The sequence below is a fragment of the Streptomyces sp. NPDC002676 genome (assembly GCF_053592455.1).
The window spans coordinates 430,176-445,469 of sequence record NZ_JBSFVT010000005.1; the positions used below are offsets into that span (position 1 = coordinate 430,176).

Here is a 15,294-nt window from a genome sequence, read left to right on the forward strand (position 1 = left end):
GGGGGTTCACGGCCGCGCGGCGGGGCCATACCCCCGTCACTCGGAGAAGGAGGGGGACGAGCCATGCCGCGACTGGGCAGGGGAATCGGCTGGCGGCCGGAGCTCGCGGACGCCGTGGAACGCATGCCGGGCATCGACTGGGTGGAGGTCGTGGCGGAGAACGTCTGCCCCGGGCACCTCCCCGAGTCGCTGCTGCGGCTGCGCGAGCGCGGGGTGACCGTCGTCCCGCACGGAGTCTCCCTCGGGCTCGGCGGCGCGGACCGGCCCGACGCGGGGCGGCTGGCCGCGCTCGCCGAGCGGGCGGAGGCGCTCGGCGCGCCGCTGGTCACCGAGCACATCGCGTTCGTCCGGGCGGGCGGCGCGCTCACCGCGTCCCCGCAGCTGGAGGCGGGCCACCTGCTGCCGGTACCGCGCACCCGGGACGCGCTGGACGTGCTGTGCGAGAACGTGCGGATCGCGCAGGAGGCGCTGCCGGTGCCGCTGGCCGTCGAGAACATCGCCGCGCTGTTCTCCTGGCCCGGGGAGGAGCTGACCGAGGGGCAGTTCCTCGCGGAACTGGTGGACCGGACCGGGGTACGGCTGCTGATCGACGTGGCCAACCTGCACACCAACCACGTCAACCGGGGCGAGGACCCCGCCGAGGCGCTGGCCGCGCTGCCGCTGGAGGCGATCGCGTACGTCCATGTCGCGGGCGGCTTCGAGCGGGACGGGGTGTGGCACGACAGCCATGCGCATCCTGTGCCGCAGGCGGCGCTCGACATCCTGCGCGACCTTGCCGGGCGGGTGGCACCGCCGGGCGTTCTGCTGGAGCGGGACGAGAACTTTCCGGAACCGGGTGAGCTGGAGCGGGAGTTGGAGGCGATTCGGGGGGCGGTGGAGGCCGGCCGGGCGGGGGGTGCGCACCGGCCGACGAGCGCTGCGGCCCCGGTCGCCGGAGCGAGCGGGAACGGCGGCGTCGCCGTACTCACCCGGCCCGAGGTCGCCCGCCAGCGCCTCGGCGTCGCGCAGGCCGCCGTTCTCTCCTCGCTGGTGGCCGGAACACCGGTGCCGGAGGGGTTCGACCGGGTGCGGATGGGCGTGCAGGCGAGGGCGCTGGCCGGGAAGCGGGCGGACGTGGTGGCCAAGGTCGCGCCCGAGTTGCCGGCGATCCTCGGGGAGGGGTATCGCGCGGCCTTCCTGGAGTACGCGCGTGAACGGGCGATGACCGGGGGGTACCGACGGGATGCGCTGGACTTCGCGGGGCACTTGCTGAAGATCGGGCGACCGGAGGACGCGGCGCTTCGGCGAGCCCTGCGGGAGTGGTGGCTGGACCGGTCGGGACCGAAGCCGCGCTCGCGGCTCACGCGGGTGGCGCGGAGGGCGTTGCTGCGCGGCCGGCAGTGACGCTGGGCGGGGGTGGGCACCGCCGTTGCGGGACGACTGTCCGCAGCCGCGCAACCGCCCAGTAATATGCCCAGCCGTACCAGGAGGCACCATGCGACCGCGACCCCCCGTCAACGGCCGAGGCATATTCAGCGGCACCGGACTCATCATCATGGCTCTGTCGGCGACCGCCGCCGCGCTGCTCTATCCGGTCTGGTCGTACGGCGACCGGCAGGGCGCGAGTGGGGTGAGCGCGCAGACCGTGGCGACTCCGTACGGACCCTTGTCCGCGCAGGACCGGGACTTCGTCACCAAGGTGCGGCTGGCGGGGCTCTGGGAGCTGCCTGCCGGGGAGTCGGCGCAGCAGAAGGGGACCACACAGGCGGTGCGTACGGCCGGGCAGCACCTGGTCGACGGGCACACCTCGCTCGACGCGCATGCGCGGGCCGTCGCCACCCAGCTCGGCGTGCCGCTGCCCAACGAGCCCAACGCGCAGCAGAAGCAGTGGCTCGCCATCTTGAGCTCGGCTCAAGGGCAGGACTTCGACCGGCAGTTCACGGGCATTCTGCGGCTCGCCCACGGCCGGGTGTTCTCGCTGGTCGCCCAAGTCCGGGCCGCCACCCAGAACTCGCTGGTCCGCGATCTTGCCGACGACGCCAACGCGACCGTGCTGGACCACATCAAGATCCTGGAGGCGACGGGCTACGTCGACTTCGGCGCGCTGGCGCGGGACTTGGCGACGCCCGCGTCGCCGGTGCCGACCCCGCCGGAGGTCGATCCGAGCGCCGCGGCCCCGGTCACTCCCGTGCCGAACCCGGCGTACAGCCCCTGACCTGCACGGGAAACGGAACGTCACATATCGGCCACACTCTGTCCGGATGTTGAACAAGGCATGGCGTTCTGCCTGGCCGCTGACATACAAACACCTCATGTTCTGGGTCCTCTTCCTGCTCATGGCCTGGGCTTTCGTCGGCACTGCGGCAAGCCGGCTGTGCCTGGCCGCCGTTCGTTCGGCAGCCGCGGACGCGGACGTCACCGCGGCGGCCCGGGAGCGCGATCTGACGCTGTACGAGGCGGCGTTCCTCTCCGGCGGGCCCGCGCGGGTCGCCGATCTGACCCTGGTCGCCATGGCACGGCAGCGGCGCCTGCTGCTCGCGCACACCGGCTGGGCCACGGTGGTGGACCCGCGGGGGCGCGACGAGATGGAGCGGTCCGTCATAGGCGCGATCGGGCCCGAGGGGCAGTCCCGCATCGCGCCGGTCCGGAAGGCCGCCGCCGGCGCCGAGGCCGTGAGCCGGCTCGCCGACGGGCTGGTGCGCTCCGGGCTCGCGGTGCCCGAGGGCGCCGGTACGACCGTCGCGGCCGGGGTGCGCCAGACGCGCGCCGCCGCGCTGGCCGTGCTCGCGCTGGGCGGTGCCGCGCTGCTGCTGCCCGTCCAGACCGGGACGCCGCGCTACCTGATCGCCCTGTGGTTCGCCCTCCCCCTCACACTCTCCCTGAGCTGTCTGGTGCTGGCCCGCATAGAGGCGCATCCGTACTCGCGCTGGGCCTCCCCGGCCGGGCAGCGGCTGCTGGACGCCCTGCCCCACCGGCCGTACGGCGACGGAGACGGCGACGACCGCTCGTTCCTGACGCGCGTCGCCGTACGGGGCATCCGTGCGGTCGGCGAGCCGGAACTGCGCGCGGCCTTCGCCCACCGGGACTCGCCCGATCGAGCCCATTCCTGGCGGGAGTGAGGAGCCTGCCGGGGGCGCATCGGGGGCATTGGCGCCGACACCGGCAGGGCGGTGCTTGCCTTCCCCTCCGACCGAACGAAATATCCCTTTTGTTGTCGCCGGGCCATGGCAGTCGTGCCATCGCCGCTGCGCACCGAAGGGATACGCGATGAGAGCTGCCGCCCTGTACTCGGCCGCCGGTTCCTTGCTGCTCACCACCCTGGCCGCCGCCCCGGCGGGCAGCGCCCCCGGCGTTCCGGGTGCGCCGAGTGCGCAGGGCGCGGCCGAGCTGCGCGGCACCGCCGTGGCCGCGGCCCACGCCCGCGCGGCCGGCATCGGCTTCGGCAAGTGCGCCACCGAAGCCGGGCAGGAGGCGCCGGCCGGCCTGGAGTGCGGCACCGTGAGCGTCCCGCTGGACTACGCGCATCCCGACGGGAAGAAGATCAAGCTGACCGTCAGCCGCATCCGGGCCACGCACCGGGACCCGCGCAACAGCAAGCGGAAGGTGCCCCGGCAGGGCGCCCTCGTCTACAACCCGGGCGGCCCCGGCGCCTCCGGCATGTACTTCCCGCTGATCGGCGCGCTGCCGGAGTGGAGGCGGATCGCCGCCGCCTACGACCTGATCGGCTACGCCCCGCGCGGGGTGGACCGTTCGGCCCCGCTGTCGTGCGTGGACCCCAAGCGCTTCCTCAAGGGGCCCACCGACTCGCCCGACCACCCTTCGCAGGCGTACAAGCGACAGCGCATCGCCCAGGCGAAGGCGTACGCGAGCGGCTGCGCCCGGCGCTCCGGGAGCAGGCTCGCGTTCTACAACTCCCTGAACAACGCCCGTGACCTGGACGTCCTGCGGGCCGCCCTGGGCGAGGACCGGCTGACGTTCATGGGGGCGTCGTACGGCACCTACTTCGGGGCGCTGTACGCGGCCATGTTCCCCTCGCACGTACGGCGGATGGTGCTGGACGCGGCGGTGAACCCGGACCCGGCGAAGATCTGGTACCGCGAGAACCTCGACCAGTCGGCCGCGTTCGAGGACCGCTGGGCGGACTTCCGCGAGTGGATCGCCCGGCACGACGACGTCTACGGGCTCGGCTCCTCGCCCGCGAAGGTGCAGCGCAGCTACGACACCGCGCGGCACCGGCTGGCCGCGAAGGCGGCGGGCGGCAAGGTCGGGCCGGGCCAGCTGCAGAACGCGTTCCTCACCGCCGGGTACTACGACGACTTCTGGCCGAGCCGGGCCGCCGCGCTGTCGGCCTATCTGAACGGCGACGCGAAGCCGCTGGTCCGGCTGGCCGCGCCGAGCCCGGAGACGGCCGCCGAGGCGGAGAACGGCACCGCGGTCTACACGGCCGTCGAGTGCAACGACGCGCCCTGGCCGAAGGACTGGAAGGTGTGGGACCGCGACAACACGCGGCTCGCGCGGGTGGCGCCGTTCGAGACCTGGGACAACGCCTGGATGAACCTGCCGTGCGCCTACTGGCCGGCGCGCCGGCAGCAGCCGCTCGACGTGCGGACCGGGCCGGGTGAGCTGGCACCGGTGCTGATCCTGGCGGCCGACCGGGATGCGGCGGCGCCGTACGCGGGCGCGCTGGAGATGAACCGGCGGCTGGCCGGCTCGGTGCTGGTGACCGAGCGGGACGCGGGCACGCACGGCATCGGGGGCGGCCCCAACAAGTGCGTCAACGCGCACATGGAGGCCTACCTGCTGGAGGGCCGGGTCCCCGGACGGCACGCGTCCTGCGCGGGCCGCCCGGAGCCGAAGCCGGACGCCCCGGACGGCCATGCCACGGAGCAGTCCCCACGGGACGCCCTCAAGGGCAAGGCCGACCGCAGCTGACCAACTGGCTCAGGCCAGGCCCGCCACCAGCTCCGCAAATGTCCTTCCTGCGGCCCCGTGCTGCCAACCGGTCAGGCGAGCCCTGCAACCAGCTCCGCAATGTCCTTCCTGCGGCCCGTGAAGAACGGGATCTCCTCGCGGACGTGCATGCGGGCCTCGGAGGCGCGCAGGTGGCGCATGAGGTCGACGATGCGGTACAGCTCGTCGGCCTCGAAGGCCAGCACCCACTCGTAGTCGCCGAGGGAGAACGAGGCGACCGTGTTGGCGCGCACGTCCGGGTAGCCGCGGGCCATCTTGCCGTGGTCGGCGAGCATGCGGCGGCGGTCCTCTTCGGGCAGCAGGTACCAGTCGTAGGAGCGCACGAAGGGGTAGACGCTCACGTAGTTGCGCGGCGTCTCGTCGGCGAGGAACGCCGGGATGTGCGAGCGGTTGAACTCGGCGGGGCGGTGCAGCGCCATGTTCGACCACACGGGCTCCAGGGCGCGGCCCAGCTTCGTGCGGCGGAAGAGGTTGTACGCCTCCTGGAGCTGGTCGCTGGTCTCGGCGTGCCACCAGATCATGAGGTCGGCGTCGGCGCGCAGGCCGGAGAGGTCGTAGGTGCCGCGGATCGTCACGTCCTTGGCGGCGAGCTGGTCGAACAGCTCCTGGACCTCGTCGGCGTAACCCGCTCGGTCCTCCGGCAGCACGTCCTTCAGCTTGAAGACCGACCACAGGGTGTAGCGGATGACCTCGTTGAGGTCCTTGGCCAGCTTGCCCTTGTTCGGGATCCTGCCGGACTCGGTGGTGGGGGCGTCGTCACTCATGGTCCCTATTCTCCCGCTCCGCCGTGCAGACTCTGCACCGGGTTGGCCGTCAGCTCCTCGACCCCGCGCAGGTCGCCGCCGAGCTGGTCCACCGCGGCGTACGCGCTCGCGATGCACGCGGGGATGCCGACGCCGTCGTACTGCGCGCCGCACACCGCGAGACCGGGCAGCTTGGCGACGTGCTCGCGGATGCGGGCCACGCGCACGTGGTGGCCGACGGGGTACTGGGGCAGGCCGTCGGTCCAGCGGATGACCCGGGTCTCCAGCGGTACGGCGTCCAGGCCGACCGCCTCGCGCAGGTCGTGCCGGGAGACGGCCACCAGGTCGGCGTCCTCGCGCTGGAGCACCTCCGTCTCGCCGTACCGCCCGACCGAGGTGCGCAGCACGACGACGTCCGGGTCCTCGTCGGCGATCCAGCCCCACTTCTGGGAGGCGAACGTCGACGCCTTGATCGTGCGCCCGTCGACCGGCGGGACCAGGAAGCCGCTGCCCTCGGGCAGGGCGAGGTCGGCTCGGCGGTAGGCGAGGGTGATCAGGGCCATGGAGGCGTACTCGACGCCGCTCAGCTCGGCGGCGGCCTCCGGGGACTCGGCGCGCAGCAGGCGCGCGGCGGCCGGGGCGGGCACGGCGACGATCACCGCGTCGGCCCGCAGGGTCTCCTGCCCGGTGACGATCCGCCAGCCGCCGGAGGTCTCACGGCACAGCTCGGTCACCGGCGTCCCGGTGCGGATCTCGCCGCCGCGCGCCCGCACCGAGTCGGCGACCGCGAGCGGCAGCGTGCCCACGCCGCCCTCGATGCCCATGAACACGGGCCCGGTCTGCTGATTCGCCGCCGCCTTCGCCTGGATGTCGCGGACGGCCGCCGTCAGGGAGTCGTGCGTGCGGGCGGCCTGGAAGAGCTGCGGGACGGCCGAGCGCATCGAGATGCGGTACGCGTCGCCCGCGTACACCCCGCCGAGCAGGGGCTCGACCAGGCGGTCGACGACCTCGTGGCCGAGCCGGGCCGCCACGTACTCGCCCACCGCCACGTCGTCGCCGACCTCGGTGCGGGGCAGTTCGGCGTCGCGCCCGATGCGAGCCAGGCCCTCCTCGGACAGGACCCCGGCCAGGGCGGCGGCGGTGCCGGGGACGCCCATGACGTGGCCCTTGGGCATGGGGCGAAGGGCGTCGCGGGTCCAGATCGAGGCGGTCGCGGTGGCCGGCGGCTGGAGCCTGTCGGCGAGGCCGGCCTCGCGGGCGAGGGACACCGCCTCGGGGCGGCGGGCTAGCATCGACTCGGCGCCCAGGTCGACCCGGACGCCCGCGATCTCGCCGGGCAGCAGCTTGCCGCCGACCCGGTCGGACGCCTCCAGCACGGTCACGCGCGCGCCGCGCGCCAGCAGCCGGTGGGCGGCGGCCAGCCCGGCGATTCCGGCTCCGATGACGACGACGTGCCCCGTGCTCGTACCCGTTGCGCTCATGCCCCCACTCTCTCAGACCCCACTGACACTCCCGCCTGGGCGCGGTGTCCGCGCCGAGTCCGGACCGTGACCGCTTCGGAACCGCAGGCCGCCAACGTTCCGGACCGCTTCGGCGTCGAAGAGACGTCACTCGGCCCAGCGACCCTCGGGGGTAAAGCCATGCGCACAGCACACCGCCCGCACCGACCACGTTCCGCACTCCCCGTCCCGGCCCTGGCCGGGGTCCTGCTCGCCGTCTCTCTCGCGCTCGCCGGGTGCAGCGGCGCGAGCGACTCGGGCGGCGGCTCCTCCGACAAGGCCGCCGCGGGCAGCATCGCGCAGAACGGCGGTCAGCGCGCCGGCGACTACGGCGCGGCGGACGGCGCGAAGGCGGCGGGCGGCAAGGCGGCGGGCGGCAGGCCCGGTACGGCGCCGAAGCTCACGCCGAACGCCATCATCCGCACCGCGTCCCTGACCATCCAGGTCAAGGACGTGCCCAAGGCCCTGGACGAGGCACGTACGACCGCCGAGAGCGCGGGCGGTTACGTCGGCGACGAGACGACGGACCGGGACGCCGAGGGCCACGAGCACACCCGTGTCGTGCTGCGGGTGCCCACGGAGAAGTACGACACCGTCCTCACCGGTCTCCAGGGCACCGGCAAGCTCGTGGAGCGCACCGCGAAGGCGGTGGACGTCACCGACCAGGTCGTGGACGTGGACAGCCGCGTCAAGTCGCAGCGGGCCAGCGTGGCCCGGATCCGCGCGCTGATGGCCCGGGCGGACAAGCTGAGCGACGTCGTCAGCCTGGAGGGCGAGTTGAGCAGCCGTGAGGCCGACCTGGAGTCGCTGCTGGCCCAGCAGGCGTCCCTGAAGGACCGCACGAGCCTGGCCACCATCACGCTGTCGCTGTCCGAGACACCGGTGCGCAAGGCGGCGGCGAAGGACGACTCGCCGGGTTTCGTGGACGCCCTGTCGGGCGGCTGGCACGTGTTCGTCACGATGCTGCTCTGGATCGCCCTCGCCCTGGGTGCCGTCCTGCCGTTCGCGGCGCTCGCGGCCCTGCTCGCGCTGGTGTGGCTGCGGGTCGTACGCCCGCGGCTGCCGCGCCGCCCGGACGCCGCGCCGGCGATGACCGCACCGGGCCAGCTGCCGCACGCCCGACCGGTGCCGGGGTCCACGTCCGAGTCCGAGTCCGAGCGGGACTGAAATGGCCGCGCCCCGTAGCGTGTTCATATGAGCATGAACGCTGGGCGGGGCGGAACAGAACGCGCGGAACGACTGGTCGTCATCGGCGGTGACGCCGCGGGCATGTCCGCGGCGTCCCAGGCGCGTCGGCTGAGGGGGCCGGGCGAGCTGGAGATCGTGGCCTTCGAACGCGGCCACTTCACCTCTTTCTCCGCGTGCGGCATCCCGTACTGGGTGGGCGGGGACGTCCCCGAACGCGACCAGCTGATCGCGCGCACCCCGGACGAGCACCGCGCACGCGGGATCGATCTGCGGCTGCGCACCGAGGTGACGGAGATCGACGTGGCCCGGCAGCGGGTACGCACGCGTGACGTCGATTCCGGCGCCGAGTCGTGGGAGCCGTACGACAAGCTCGTCATCGCCACCGGCGCCCGCCCGGTCCGCCCGGACATGCCCGGCGCGGACGCCCCCGGTGTGCACGGTGTGCAGACCCTGGACGACGGCCAGGCTCTGCTCGACACCGTGGCAGCAACGCGTTGCCGCAGGGCGGTGGTCGTCGGGGCGGGCTACATCGGCGTGGAGATGGCCGAGGCGCTGATCAACCGCGGCTTCGAGGTGACGGTCGTCAACCGCGGCAAGGAGCCGATGTCGACGCTCGACCCGGACATGGGCCGCCTGGTGCACGAGGCCATGGAGGGACTCGGCATCACCATGGTGAACGACGCCGAGGTCACCAAGGTGCTCACCGGTCAGGACGGCCGGGTCCGCGCGGTCGTCACGCAGGACGCGGAGTTCCCGGCGGACGTGGTGGTCCTGGGCATCGGCGTCCGCCCCGAGACCACCCTCGCGCGCGCCGCCGGCCTGCCCCTCGGCGCCCGCGGGGGCCTGCTCACCGACCTCGCGATGCGGGTGCGCGGCCACGAGAACATCTGGGCGGGCGGCGACTGCGTCGAGGTGCTGAACCTGGTCTCGGGCCAGGAGCAGTACGTCCCGCTCGGCACCCACGCCAACAAGCACGGCCAGGTCATCGGCACCAACGTGGGCGGCGGTTACGCCACCTTCCCCGGCGTGGTCGGCACGGCGGTCAGCAAGGTCTGCGACCTGGAGATCGCCCGGACCGGCCTGCGCGAGAAGGACGCCCGCCGGGTGGGCCTCCAGTACGAGAGCGTCACCATCGAGTCGACCAGCCGCGCCGGTTACTACCCGGGCGCCTCCCCCATGACGGTCAAGATGCTCGCCGAGCGCCGCACGGGACGCCTGCTGGGTGTCCAGATCGTGGGCCGCGAAGGCGCGGCGAAGCGGGTGGACATCGCTGCGGTGGCGCTGACCGCCGGGATGACGGTGGAACAGATGACGGCCCTGGACCTGGGCTACGCCCCGCCCTTCTCCCCGGTGTGGGACCCGGTCCTGGTGGCGGCGCGGAAGGCGACGGCGAAGGTACGGGCCGCCTAGGCCGTCCCGCTGATCCGCGGCAATGAAGTGACCGCTGCACTCGACGTCACAGCCGCGGGCTGTTCACCTGCCGGCTTCGCATGCGACGCGGTCGGCCGGGTCGACCGCAGCCGGTGACTCACCGCCTCGTCCAGCGTCACGGGCCGCTGCATCTGCGAAGCGAGCCGCCCGGCTTCCTGGCCGAGCCGTGCGACATCTTCCCAGGGGAGCCGCACCACCAAGGAGATCTCGGCCTCCCCATCGGGCAGTGCGTGCATCGCCGGAAGCTGCGGAGCGTTCGTCATCGCCTGATCCTCACGTCGGTTGATCAGGGATACGGACGCCCGCCCGGCTGCGTTCACCGGTTCGCGCGCCGCAGCGGGGGCAGACCTTCTGTGTGGTCATCCCCGTCCATGACGTGAACCCGGTGCGCGGCACCCCCTGGGTGACGTACGCGCTCATCGCCGCCAACGTGCTCGTGTTCCTCTCCACGCCCGGCATAGCGGGTTCCGTGGCCGGCGGCGGCGATCTGGCGCAGCTGTGCCATCTGCGGGCCTTCACGGAGCACTACGCGGCGGTGCCCAGGGAGCTGATCCACCATCGGATGCCGGGGCTGGTGCCGACCGGCGACGTCGGCGTGGGCCCGCAGGGCGCGGGCTGTGTCGTGGCCCCGCCCGGCTACCACAAGTCCCCGCCGCTGTCGGTCTTCACGGCGATGTTCCTGCACGGCAGCTGGCTGCACCTGCTCGGGAACATGCTGTTCCTGCTGATCTTCGGCAACAACGTCGAGGACCGGATGGGCCACATCCGCTACTTCCTCTTCTACGTCGTCTGCGGCTACGCGGCCGGGTACGGCTTCGCGCTGCTCAACACCTCCTCGGGCGACCCGCTGATCGGCGCGTCCGGCGCGATCGCCGGAGTCCTCGGCGCCTATCTGGTGCTGTATCCGAGGGCCAGGGTCTGGGTCCTGGTCCCGTTCCTGGTCTTCCTGCCGCTGCGGCTGCCCGCCTGGCTCGTGCTGGGCTTCTGGTTCGCGCTCCAGGCGGTGTACTCCTCCGGCCACGGCGTCTCGGGCGGCGGAACGGTGGCGTACGCGGCCCACGTGGTCGGCTTTGTCGCGGGGATGCTGCTGGCCTGGCCGCTCAAACCCGGCACGCCGCCCCCGCCGGAGCCGCCCGGCCTGCTGTTCGGCAGGCGGGCGCGGCCCCGCTACACGTGGTGAGTCAGCGCGCGGTGGCGGTGTGGACGTACTCCACGAGCCGGGTCAGCGCGTCCGGGTCGGTGTTGGGCATGACGCCGTGGCCGAGGTTGAAGACGTGGCCCTCCAGACCGGAGGCCGCGTCGAGGACCTCGCGGGCCTTGGCCGCGACGGTGTCCTTGTCGGTGAACAGGACGGTCGGGTCGAGGTTGCCCTGGAGCGCCTTGCCGGGGCCGACACGGCGGGCGGCCTCGTCCAGCGGGACGCGCCAGTCGACGCCGACGACGTCCGCGCCGGCCTCGCCCATGAGCCCCAGCAGTTCGCCGGTGCCGACGCCGAAGTGGATGCGCGGGACGCCGTACCCGGCGACGGCGTCGAACACCTTCGCCGAGGCGGGCATGACGGAGCGGCGGTAGTCGGCCGGGGCCAGCGCGCCGGCCCAGGAGTCGAAGAGCTGGATCGCGCTCGCGCCCGCCTCGATCTGCACCTTCAGGAAGGCGGCCGTGATGTCGGCGAGGCGGTCCAGCAGGTCGGCCCACAGCTCGGGGTCGCTGTACATCATCGCCTTGGCGTTCTCGTACGTCCGCGACGGACCGCCCTCGACCAGGTAGCTCGCGAGGGTGAACGGCGCGCCCGCGAAACCGATCAGCGGGGTGGCGCCCAGCTCGCGGGTGAGCATGCCGATGGCCTCGGTGACGTACGGGACGTCCTCGGGGGTGAGGTCGCGCAGCCGGGCCAGGTCGGCGCGAGTGCGGATCGGCTGCTCGACGACCGGGCCGACGCCCGGCTTGATGTCGAGGTCGATCCCGATGGCCTTGAGCGGAACGACGATGTCGCTGTAGTAGATCGCCGCGTCGACGTCGTGCCGGCGCACCGGCTGGAGCGTGATCTCGGTGACCAGCTCGGGCCGCGTGCAGGACTCGAGCATGGGGATGCCCTCGCGCACCTTGAGGTACTCGGGCAGGGAACGGCCGGCCTGGCGCATGAACCACACGGGGGTGTGCGGCACGGGTTCGCGCCGGCACGCCCGGAGGAACGCGCTGTCGTACGTGGCTGTCGGCTGCTGGCCCGTGGGGCTTGCGTTGGCACTCACGACGGCAAGTCTCGCACGCCCCGCAGCGGAGAAGTGCCGCAGCCCTTAGGGGGTGTCCTGCCTGCACGAAGGCCGCGTTCCCCTTACTCTTCCCCGCATGGCTGCGGCTCAGGGACGACTGTCGGACGGCGCTGACGGAATGGACGACGCGGAGGACACCGCGGAGGAGCAAGGGGGCAGTGGGCTTCCGCCGGCGTTCCAGAGCGCGGTGGAGGCGCTGCGGTCCGCGCGGCTGCGCCCGCAGGTCGAGGTGGAGCCGACACCCGCCCCGCAGCGGCTGGCCCCTTTCGCGTACGCGCTGGAGGCGGTGGTGGTCGACGGCGAGCAGGAGCTGGCCGACGGGCGTCTGGTGCTGCTGCACGACCCGGCCGGGCACGAGGCCTGGCGGGGCACGTTCCGCCTGGTGACGCTGGTGCGGGCGGAGCTGGAGCCGGAGATGGCGGCCGATCCGCTGCTGCCCGAGGTGTGCTGGTCGTGGCTGACCGGGGCGCTGCAGGCGCGGGGGCTCGGCTACGGCGAGGCGAGCGGGACGGTCACGCGCGCGGGTTCGCACTACTTCGGCGGGCTGGCCGAGCGCCCGCCCGCCTCACAGATCGAGATCCGCGCCTCCTGGACGCCTCGCGAGGGCCTGGGCGGGGCGCCGGACACCGGGGCCCACCTGGCGTCCTGGTGCGATCTGCTGGCCCAGGTCGCGGGACTGCCGCCGGCCGGTCCGGGCGACGCCTCGGTGGTGACGCTGCCGCAGCGCCGGCGGGGCCCGCAGTCCCGGTGACGGGGTGCCAGGAAACGCCTTATTGACCATCTCTTTGTCGATACGGCCACTTTCCGCACTCGAATGGCACCCGCCCGAACCGACTCGATCTTCGGATGATCGATCGCGTGTCCGAATTGCACGGATTGTTACTCACTAGATCGTGATCATTCTCTAAAGGCGGACGAGTTTGCTGCCGAAGACGACTGTGACCTTGAAAGCACGGTTCGTCCCGGCTACCTCCCCACAAGCCGGCCCCGTCCCCCACCCAGGAGGCCTGGTGTCCGTTCTCCTAGAGCAACCCGCAAGCCTGGTCGCCTACCGCCCGAACAAGCCGACCGCCATGGTGGTCGTGGCCGACCCGCGCGTGCGCTCCACCGTCACCCGCCACCTGTGGGCGCTCGGTGTGCGCGATGTCATCGAAGCCTCGTCCATCGCGGAGGCTCGTCCCCGCATCGGCAACCCCCGCGACATCTGCGTCGCCGACGTCCACCTGCCCGACGGCTCCGGCCTGACCCTGCTGTCCGAGACCCGCGCCGCCGGCTGGCCCAACGGTCTGGCGCTCTCCGCCGCCGACGACATCGGCGCCGTCCGCAACGCCCTGGCCGGCGGGGTAAAGGGCTACGTCGTCACCGGCACCCGCACCAACATCGGGCTCCCCACCCGACCCGGTGCCACTCCCCTCGGTGCCACCGCCCGCATGCACCGCCGCCCCCCGGGTGCCCCGAGCCACCCGGGCGGCTACCGCGAACTGTCCGGACGCGAGGTCGAGGTCCTGCGACTCGTCGCGGAGGGCCAGTCCAACAAGGCGATCGGCGTCTCCATGGGCCTGTCCGCCCTCACCGTGAAGAGCCACCTCGCCCGGATCGCGCGCAAGCTGGGCACCGGCGACCGCGCCGGCATGGTGGCCGTGGCCCTGCGCACCGGGATCATCCACTAACCCTGACTGCCCCCTGGAACCGACCCCCGAACCGCCCCCACACGCCCCGGGAACCGGCCGCACCCGTTCACTCATGTGAACCGGGAGTTTCACCGGGCTGACTGGTTTACGACCCTACGGTGCCCGTCGACGGAACGTTACGTCGACGGGCGCTGTGCACACACCGATACCCTTGACAGGTGACCGACGCCCAAGAGACCGCAGCAGACAGCGCCCTGCGAACCACCGGAGGCACTCCTCCGGACGACGCCGGATCTTCTGTGATGGGGGCGCCGACACCTTTGCTCGAACCGCGCGAGGGCATTCCGCCCGTGATCGCCGACGAGGCCGCCCTCGCCGAGGTGACCGCCGCCTTCGCCGCGGGCTCCGGCCCCGTCGCCGTCGACGCCGAGCGCGCCTCCGGCTACCGCTACGGCCAGCGGGCCTACCTCGTGCAGCTGCGCCGCGAGGGCGCCGGCAGCGCGCTGATCGACCCCGTGGCCTGCCCCGACCTGTCCGGTCTCGGCCAGGCGCTGTCCGGCGTCGAGTGGGTGCTGCACGCGGCCACCCAGGACCTGCCCTGCCTGCGCGAGATAGGCATGGTGCCGACCCGTCTGTTCGACACCGAGCTGGCCGGCCGGCTCGCCGGCTTCCCCCGGGTCGGCCTCGGCGCCATGGTCGAGGGCGTCCTCGGCTTCGTCCTGGAGAAGGGCCACTCCGCCGTCGACTGGTCGACCCGCCCGCTGCCCGAGCCCTGGCTGCGCTACGCCACCCTGGACGTCGAACTCCTCGTCGACCTGCGGGACGCCCTGGAGAAGGAGCTGGACCGGCAGGGCAAGCTGGAGTGGGCCCTGCAGGAGTTCGACGCGATCGCCGCTGCGCCGCCGGCCGAGCCGAGGAAGGACCCCTGGCGCCGTACGTCCGGGATGCACAAGGTGCGGCGGCGCCGTCAGCTGGCTGTCGTACGGGAGCTGTGGGAGACGCGGGACCGCATCGCCCAGCGCAGGGACGTGTCCCCGGGCAAGGTGCTGTCCGACGCGGCCATCGTGGAGGCCGCGCTCGCCGTTCCGGCCAATGTGCACGCGCTGGCCGCGCTGAACGGGTTCGGGCACCGGGTGGGCCGCCGGCAGCTGGAGCAGTGGCAGTCCGCGGTGGACCGCGCGAAGACCCTGCCCGACAGCGCGCTGCCGCAGCCGGGGCAGCCCGTCGCCGGTCCGCCGCCGCCGCGGGCCTGGGCAGACAAGGACCCTGCCGCCGCGGCCCGGCTGTCGACCGCCCGCGCCGGCGTGTCGGCCCTCGCCGAGCAGCTCGGCATGCCCCAGGAGAACCTGATCTCCCCGGACACCGTGCGACGGGTCTGCTGGGAGCCGCCGAAGGCGGTCGACGCCGGCTCCGTCGGGGCCGCGCTGGCCGGGTACGGCGCGCGGGCGTGGCAGGTGGAGCAGGTGACGCCGGTCCTCGTGGAGGCCTTGGCGGCGAAGCCGGCGTAACCGCGCAACCGGAACAGGAACGTCGAGATCACGCCAAGATCCGGGGCGCCGTTTCGTGCTGCCCCGGTGCGGGC

Annotated in this window: 14 protein-coding genes; 10 read left to right on the plus strand and 4 right to left on the minus strand. The window is 73.1% G+C overall.

The genetic code is table 11. From position 1 onward, the window contains the following. Positions 1-63: 63 nt before the first annotated feature. The 4 genes from ACWD3E_RS17900 (at position 64) to ACWD3E_RS17915 (ending at position 4,911) form a co-directional block, all read left to right on the plus strand. Complete coding sequence (locus tag ACWD3E_RS17900) at positions 64-1,383, plus strand: DUF692 domain-containing protein (protein ID WP_451388489.1); 1,320 nt, start codon at positions 64-66, stop codon at positions 1,381-1,383. Positions 1,384-1,474: 91 nt separating this feature from the next. Continuing rightward, positions 1,475-2,194, plus strand: coding sequence for a DUF4142 domain-containing protein (locus ACWD3E_RS17905; protein ID WP_451388490.1), 720 nt, complete (start codon positions 1,475-1,477; stop codon positions 2,192-2,194). 97 nt (positions 2,195-2,291) lie between these two features. Beyond that, positions 2,292-3,098, plus strand: coding sequence for a TIGR04222 domain-containing membrane protein (locus ACWD3E_RS17910; RefSeq protein WP_451388491.1), 807 nt, complete (start codon positions 2,292-2,294; stop codon positions 3,096-3,098). Positions 3,099-3,246: 148 nt separating this feature from the next. Next, positions 3,247-4,911, plus strand: coding sequence for an alpha/beta hydrolase (locus tag ACWD3E_RS17915; RefSeq protein ID WP_451388492.1), 1,665 nt, complete (start codon positions 3,247-3,249; stop codon positions 4,909-4,911). Positions 4,912-4,982: 71 nt separating this feature from the next. On the opposite strand, the gene hemQ is transcribed toward ACWD3E_RS17915, so the two are convergent. Together hemQ and hemG are read right to left on the minus strand one after the other, a co-directional pair. After that, on the minus strand, positions 4,983-5,714 hold the full coding sequence (gene hemQ / locus ACWD3E_RS17920; protein WP_451388493.1) for a hydrogen peroxide-dependent heme synthase: 732 nt from the start codon (positions 5,712-5,714) through the stop codon (positions 4,983-4,985). Positions 5,715-5,719: 5 nt separating this feature from the next. After that, positions 5,720-7,174 carry a protoporphyrinogen oxidase gene (hemG, locus tag ACWD3E_RS17925; protein ID WP_451388494.1) on the minus strand — a complete coding sequence of 485 codons (1,455 nt, stop codon included), beginning with the start codon at positions 7,172-7,174 and terminating at the stop codon, positions 5,720-5,722. A gap of 159 nt (positions 7,175-7,333) precedes the next feature. On the opposite strand from hemG, the gene ACWD3E_RS17930 reads away from it, so the two are divergent. Next, the gene (locus ACWD3E_RS17930; RefSeq protein WP_451388495.1) at positions 7,334-8,359 is read left to right on the plus strand and encodes a DUF4349 domain-containing protein; all 1,026 of its coding nucleotides are present in this window, start codon (positions 7,334-7,336) and stop codon (positions 8,357-8,359) included. A gap of 27 nt (positions 8,360-8,386) precedes the next feature. Continuing rightward, complete coding sequence (locus ACWD3E_RS17935; RefSeq protein WP_451388496.1) at positions 8,387-9,790, plus strand: FAD-dependent oxidoreductase; 1,404 nt, start codon at positions 8,387-8,389, stop codon at positions 9,788-9,790. On the opposite strand, the gene ACWD3E_RS17940 is transcribed toward ACWD3E_RS17935, so the two are convergent. Next, on the minus strand, positions 9,787-10,074 hold the full coding sequence (locus tag ACWD3E_RS17940; protein WP_451388497.1) for a hypothetical protein: 288 nt from the start codon (positions 10,072-10,074) through the stop codon (positions 9,787-9,789). The genes ACWD3E_RS17935 and ACWD3E_RS17940 overlap by 4 nt on opposite strands. A gap of 92 nt (positions 10,075-10,166) precedes the next feature. On the opposite strand from ACWD3E_RS17940, the gene ACWD3E_RS17945 reads away from it, so the two are divergent. Continuing rightward, positions 10,167-10,991: a rhomboid family intramembrane serine protease gene (locus ACWD3E_RS17945; protein ID WP_451388498.1), complete on the plus strand. Its 825-nt coding sequence runs from the start codon at positions 10,167-10,169 to the stop codon at positions 10,989-10,991. A 1-nt stretch (position 10,992) separates the two neighbouring features. Here the strand turns inward: ACWD3E_RS17945 and hemE are convergent, their stop codons facing one another. Then, positions 10,993-12,060, minus strand: a complete 1,068-nt coding sequence (gene hemE, locus ACWD3E_RS17950; RefSeq protein ID WP_451388499.1) for a uroporphyrinogen decarboxylase — start codon at positions 12,058-12,060, stop codon at positions 10,993-10,995. Between the two features lie 97 nt (positions 12,061-12,157). Between hemE and ACWD3E_RS17955 the strand changes: the two genes are divergently transcribed. The 3 genes from ACWD3E_RS17955 to ACWD3E_RS17965 all read left to right on the plus strand — a co-directional run bounded on the left by ACWD3E_RS17955 (position 12,158) and on the right by ACWD3E_RS17965 (position 15,220). After that, the gene (locus ACWD3E_RS17955; RefSeq protein WP_451388500.1) at positions 12,158-12,832 is read left to right on the plus strand and encodes a DUF3000 domain-containing protein; all 675 of its coding nucleotides are present in this window, start codon (positions 12,158-12,160) and stop codon (positions 12,830-12,832) included. 259 nt (positions 12,833-13,091) lie between these two features. After that, the gene (locus ACWD3E_RS17960; protein ID WP_451349038.1) at positions 13,092-13,751 is read left to right on the plus strand and encodes a LuxR C-terminal-related transcriptional regulator; all 660 of its coding nucleotides are present in this window, start codon (positions 13,092-13,094) and stop codon (positions 13,749-13,751) included. 179 nt (positions 13,752-13,930) lie between these two features. Next, complete coding sequence (locus ACWD3E_RS17965; RefSeq protein ID WP_451388501.1) at positions 13,931-15,220, plus strand: ribonuclease D; 1,290 nt, start codon at positions 13,931-13,933, stop codon at positions 15,218-15,220. The last annotated feature ends 74 nt before the right edge of the window (positions 15,221-15,294 follow it).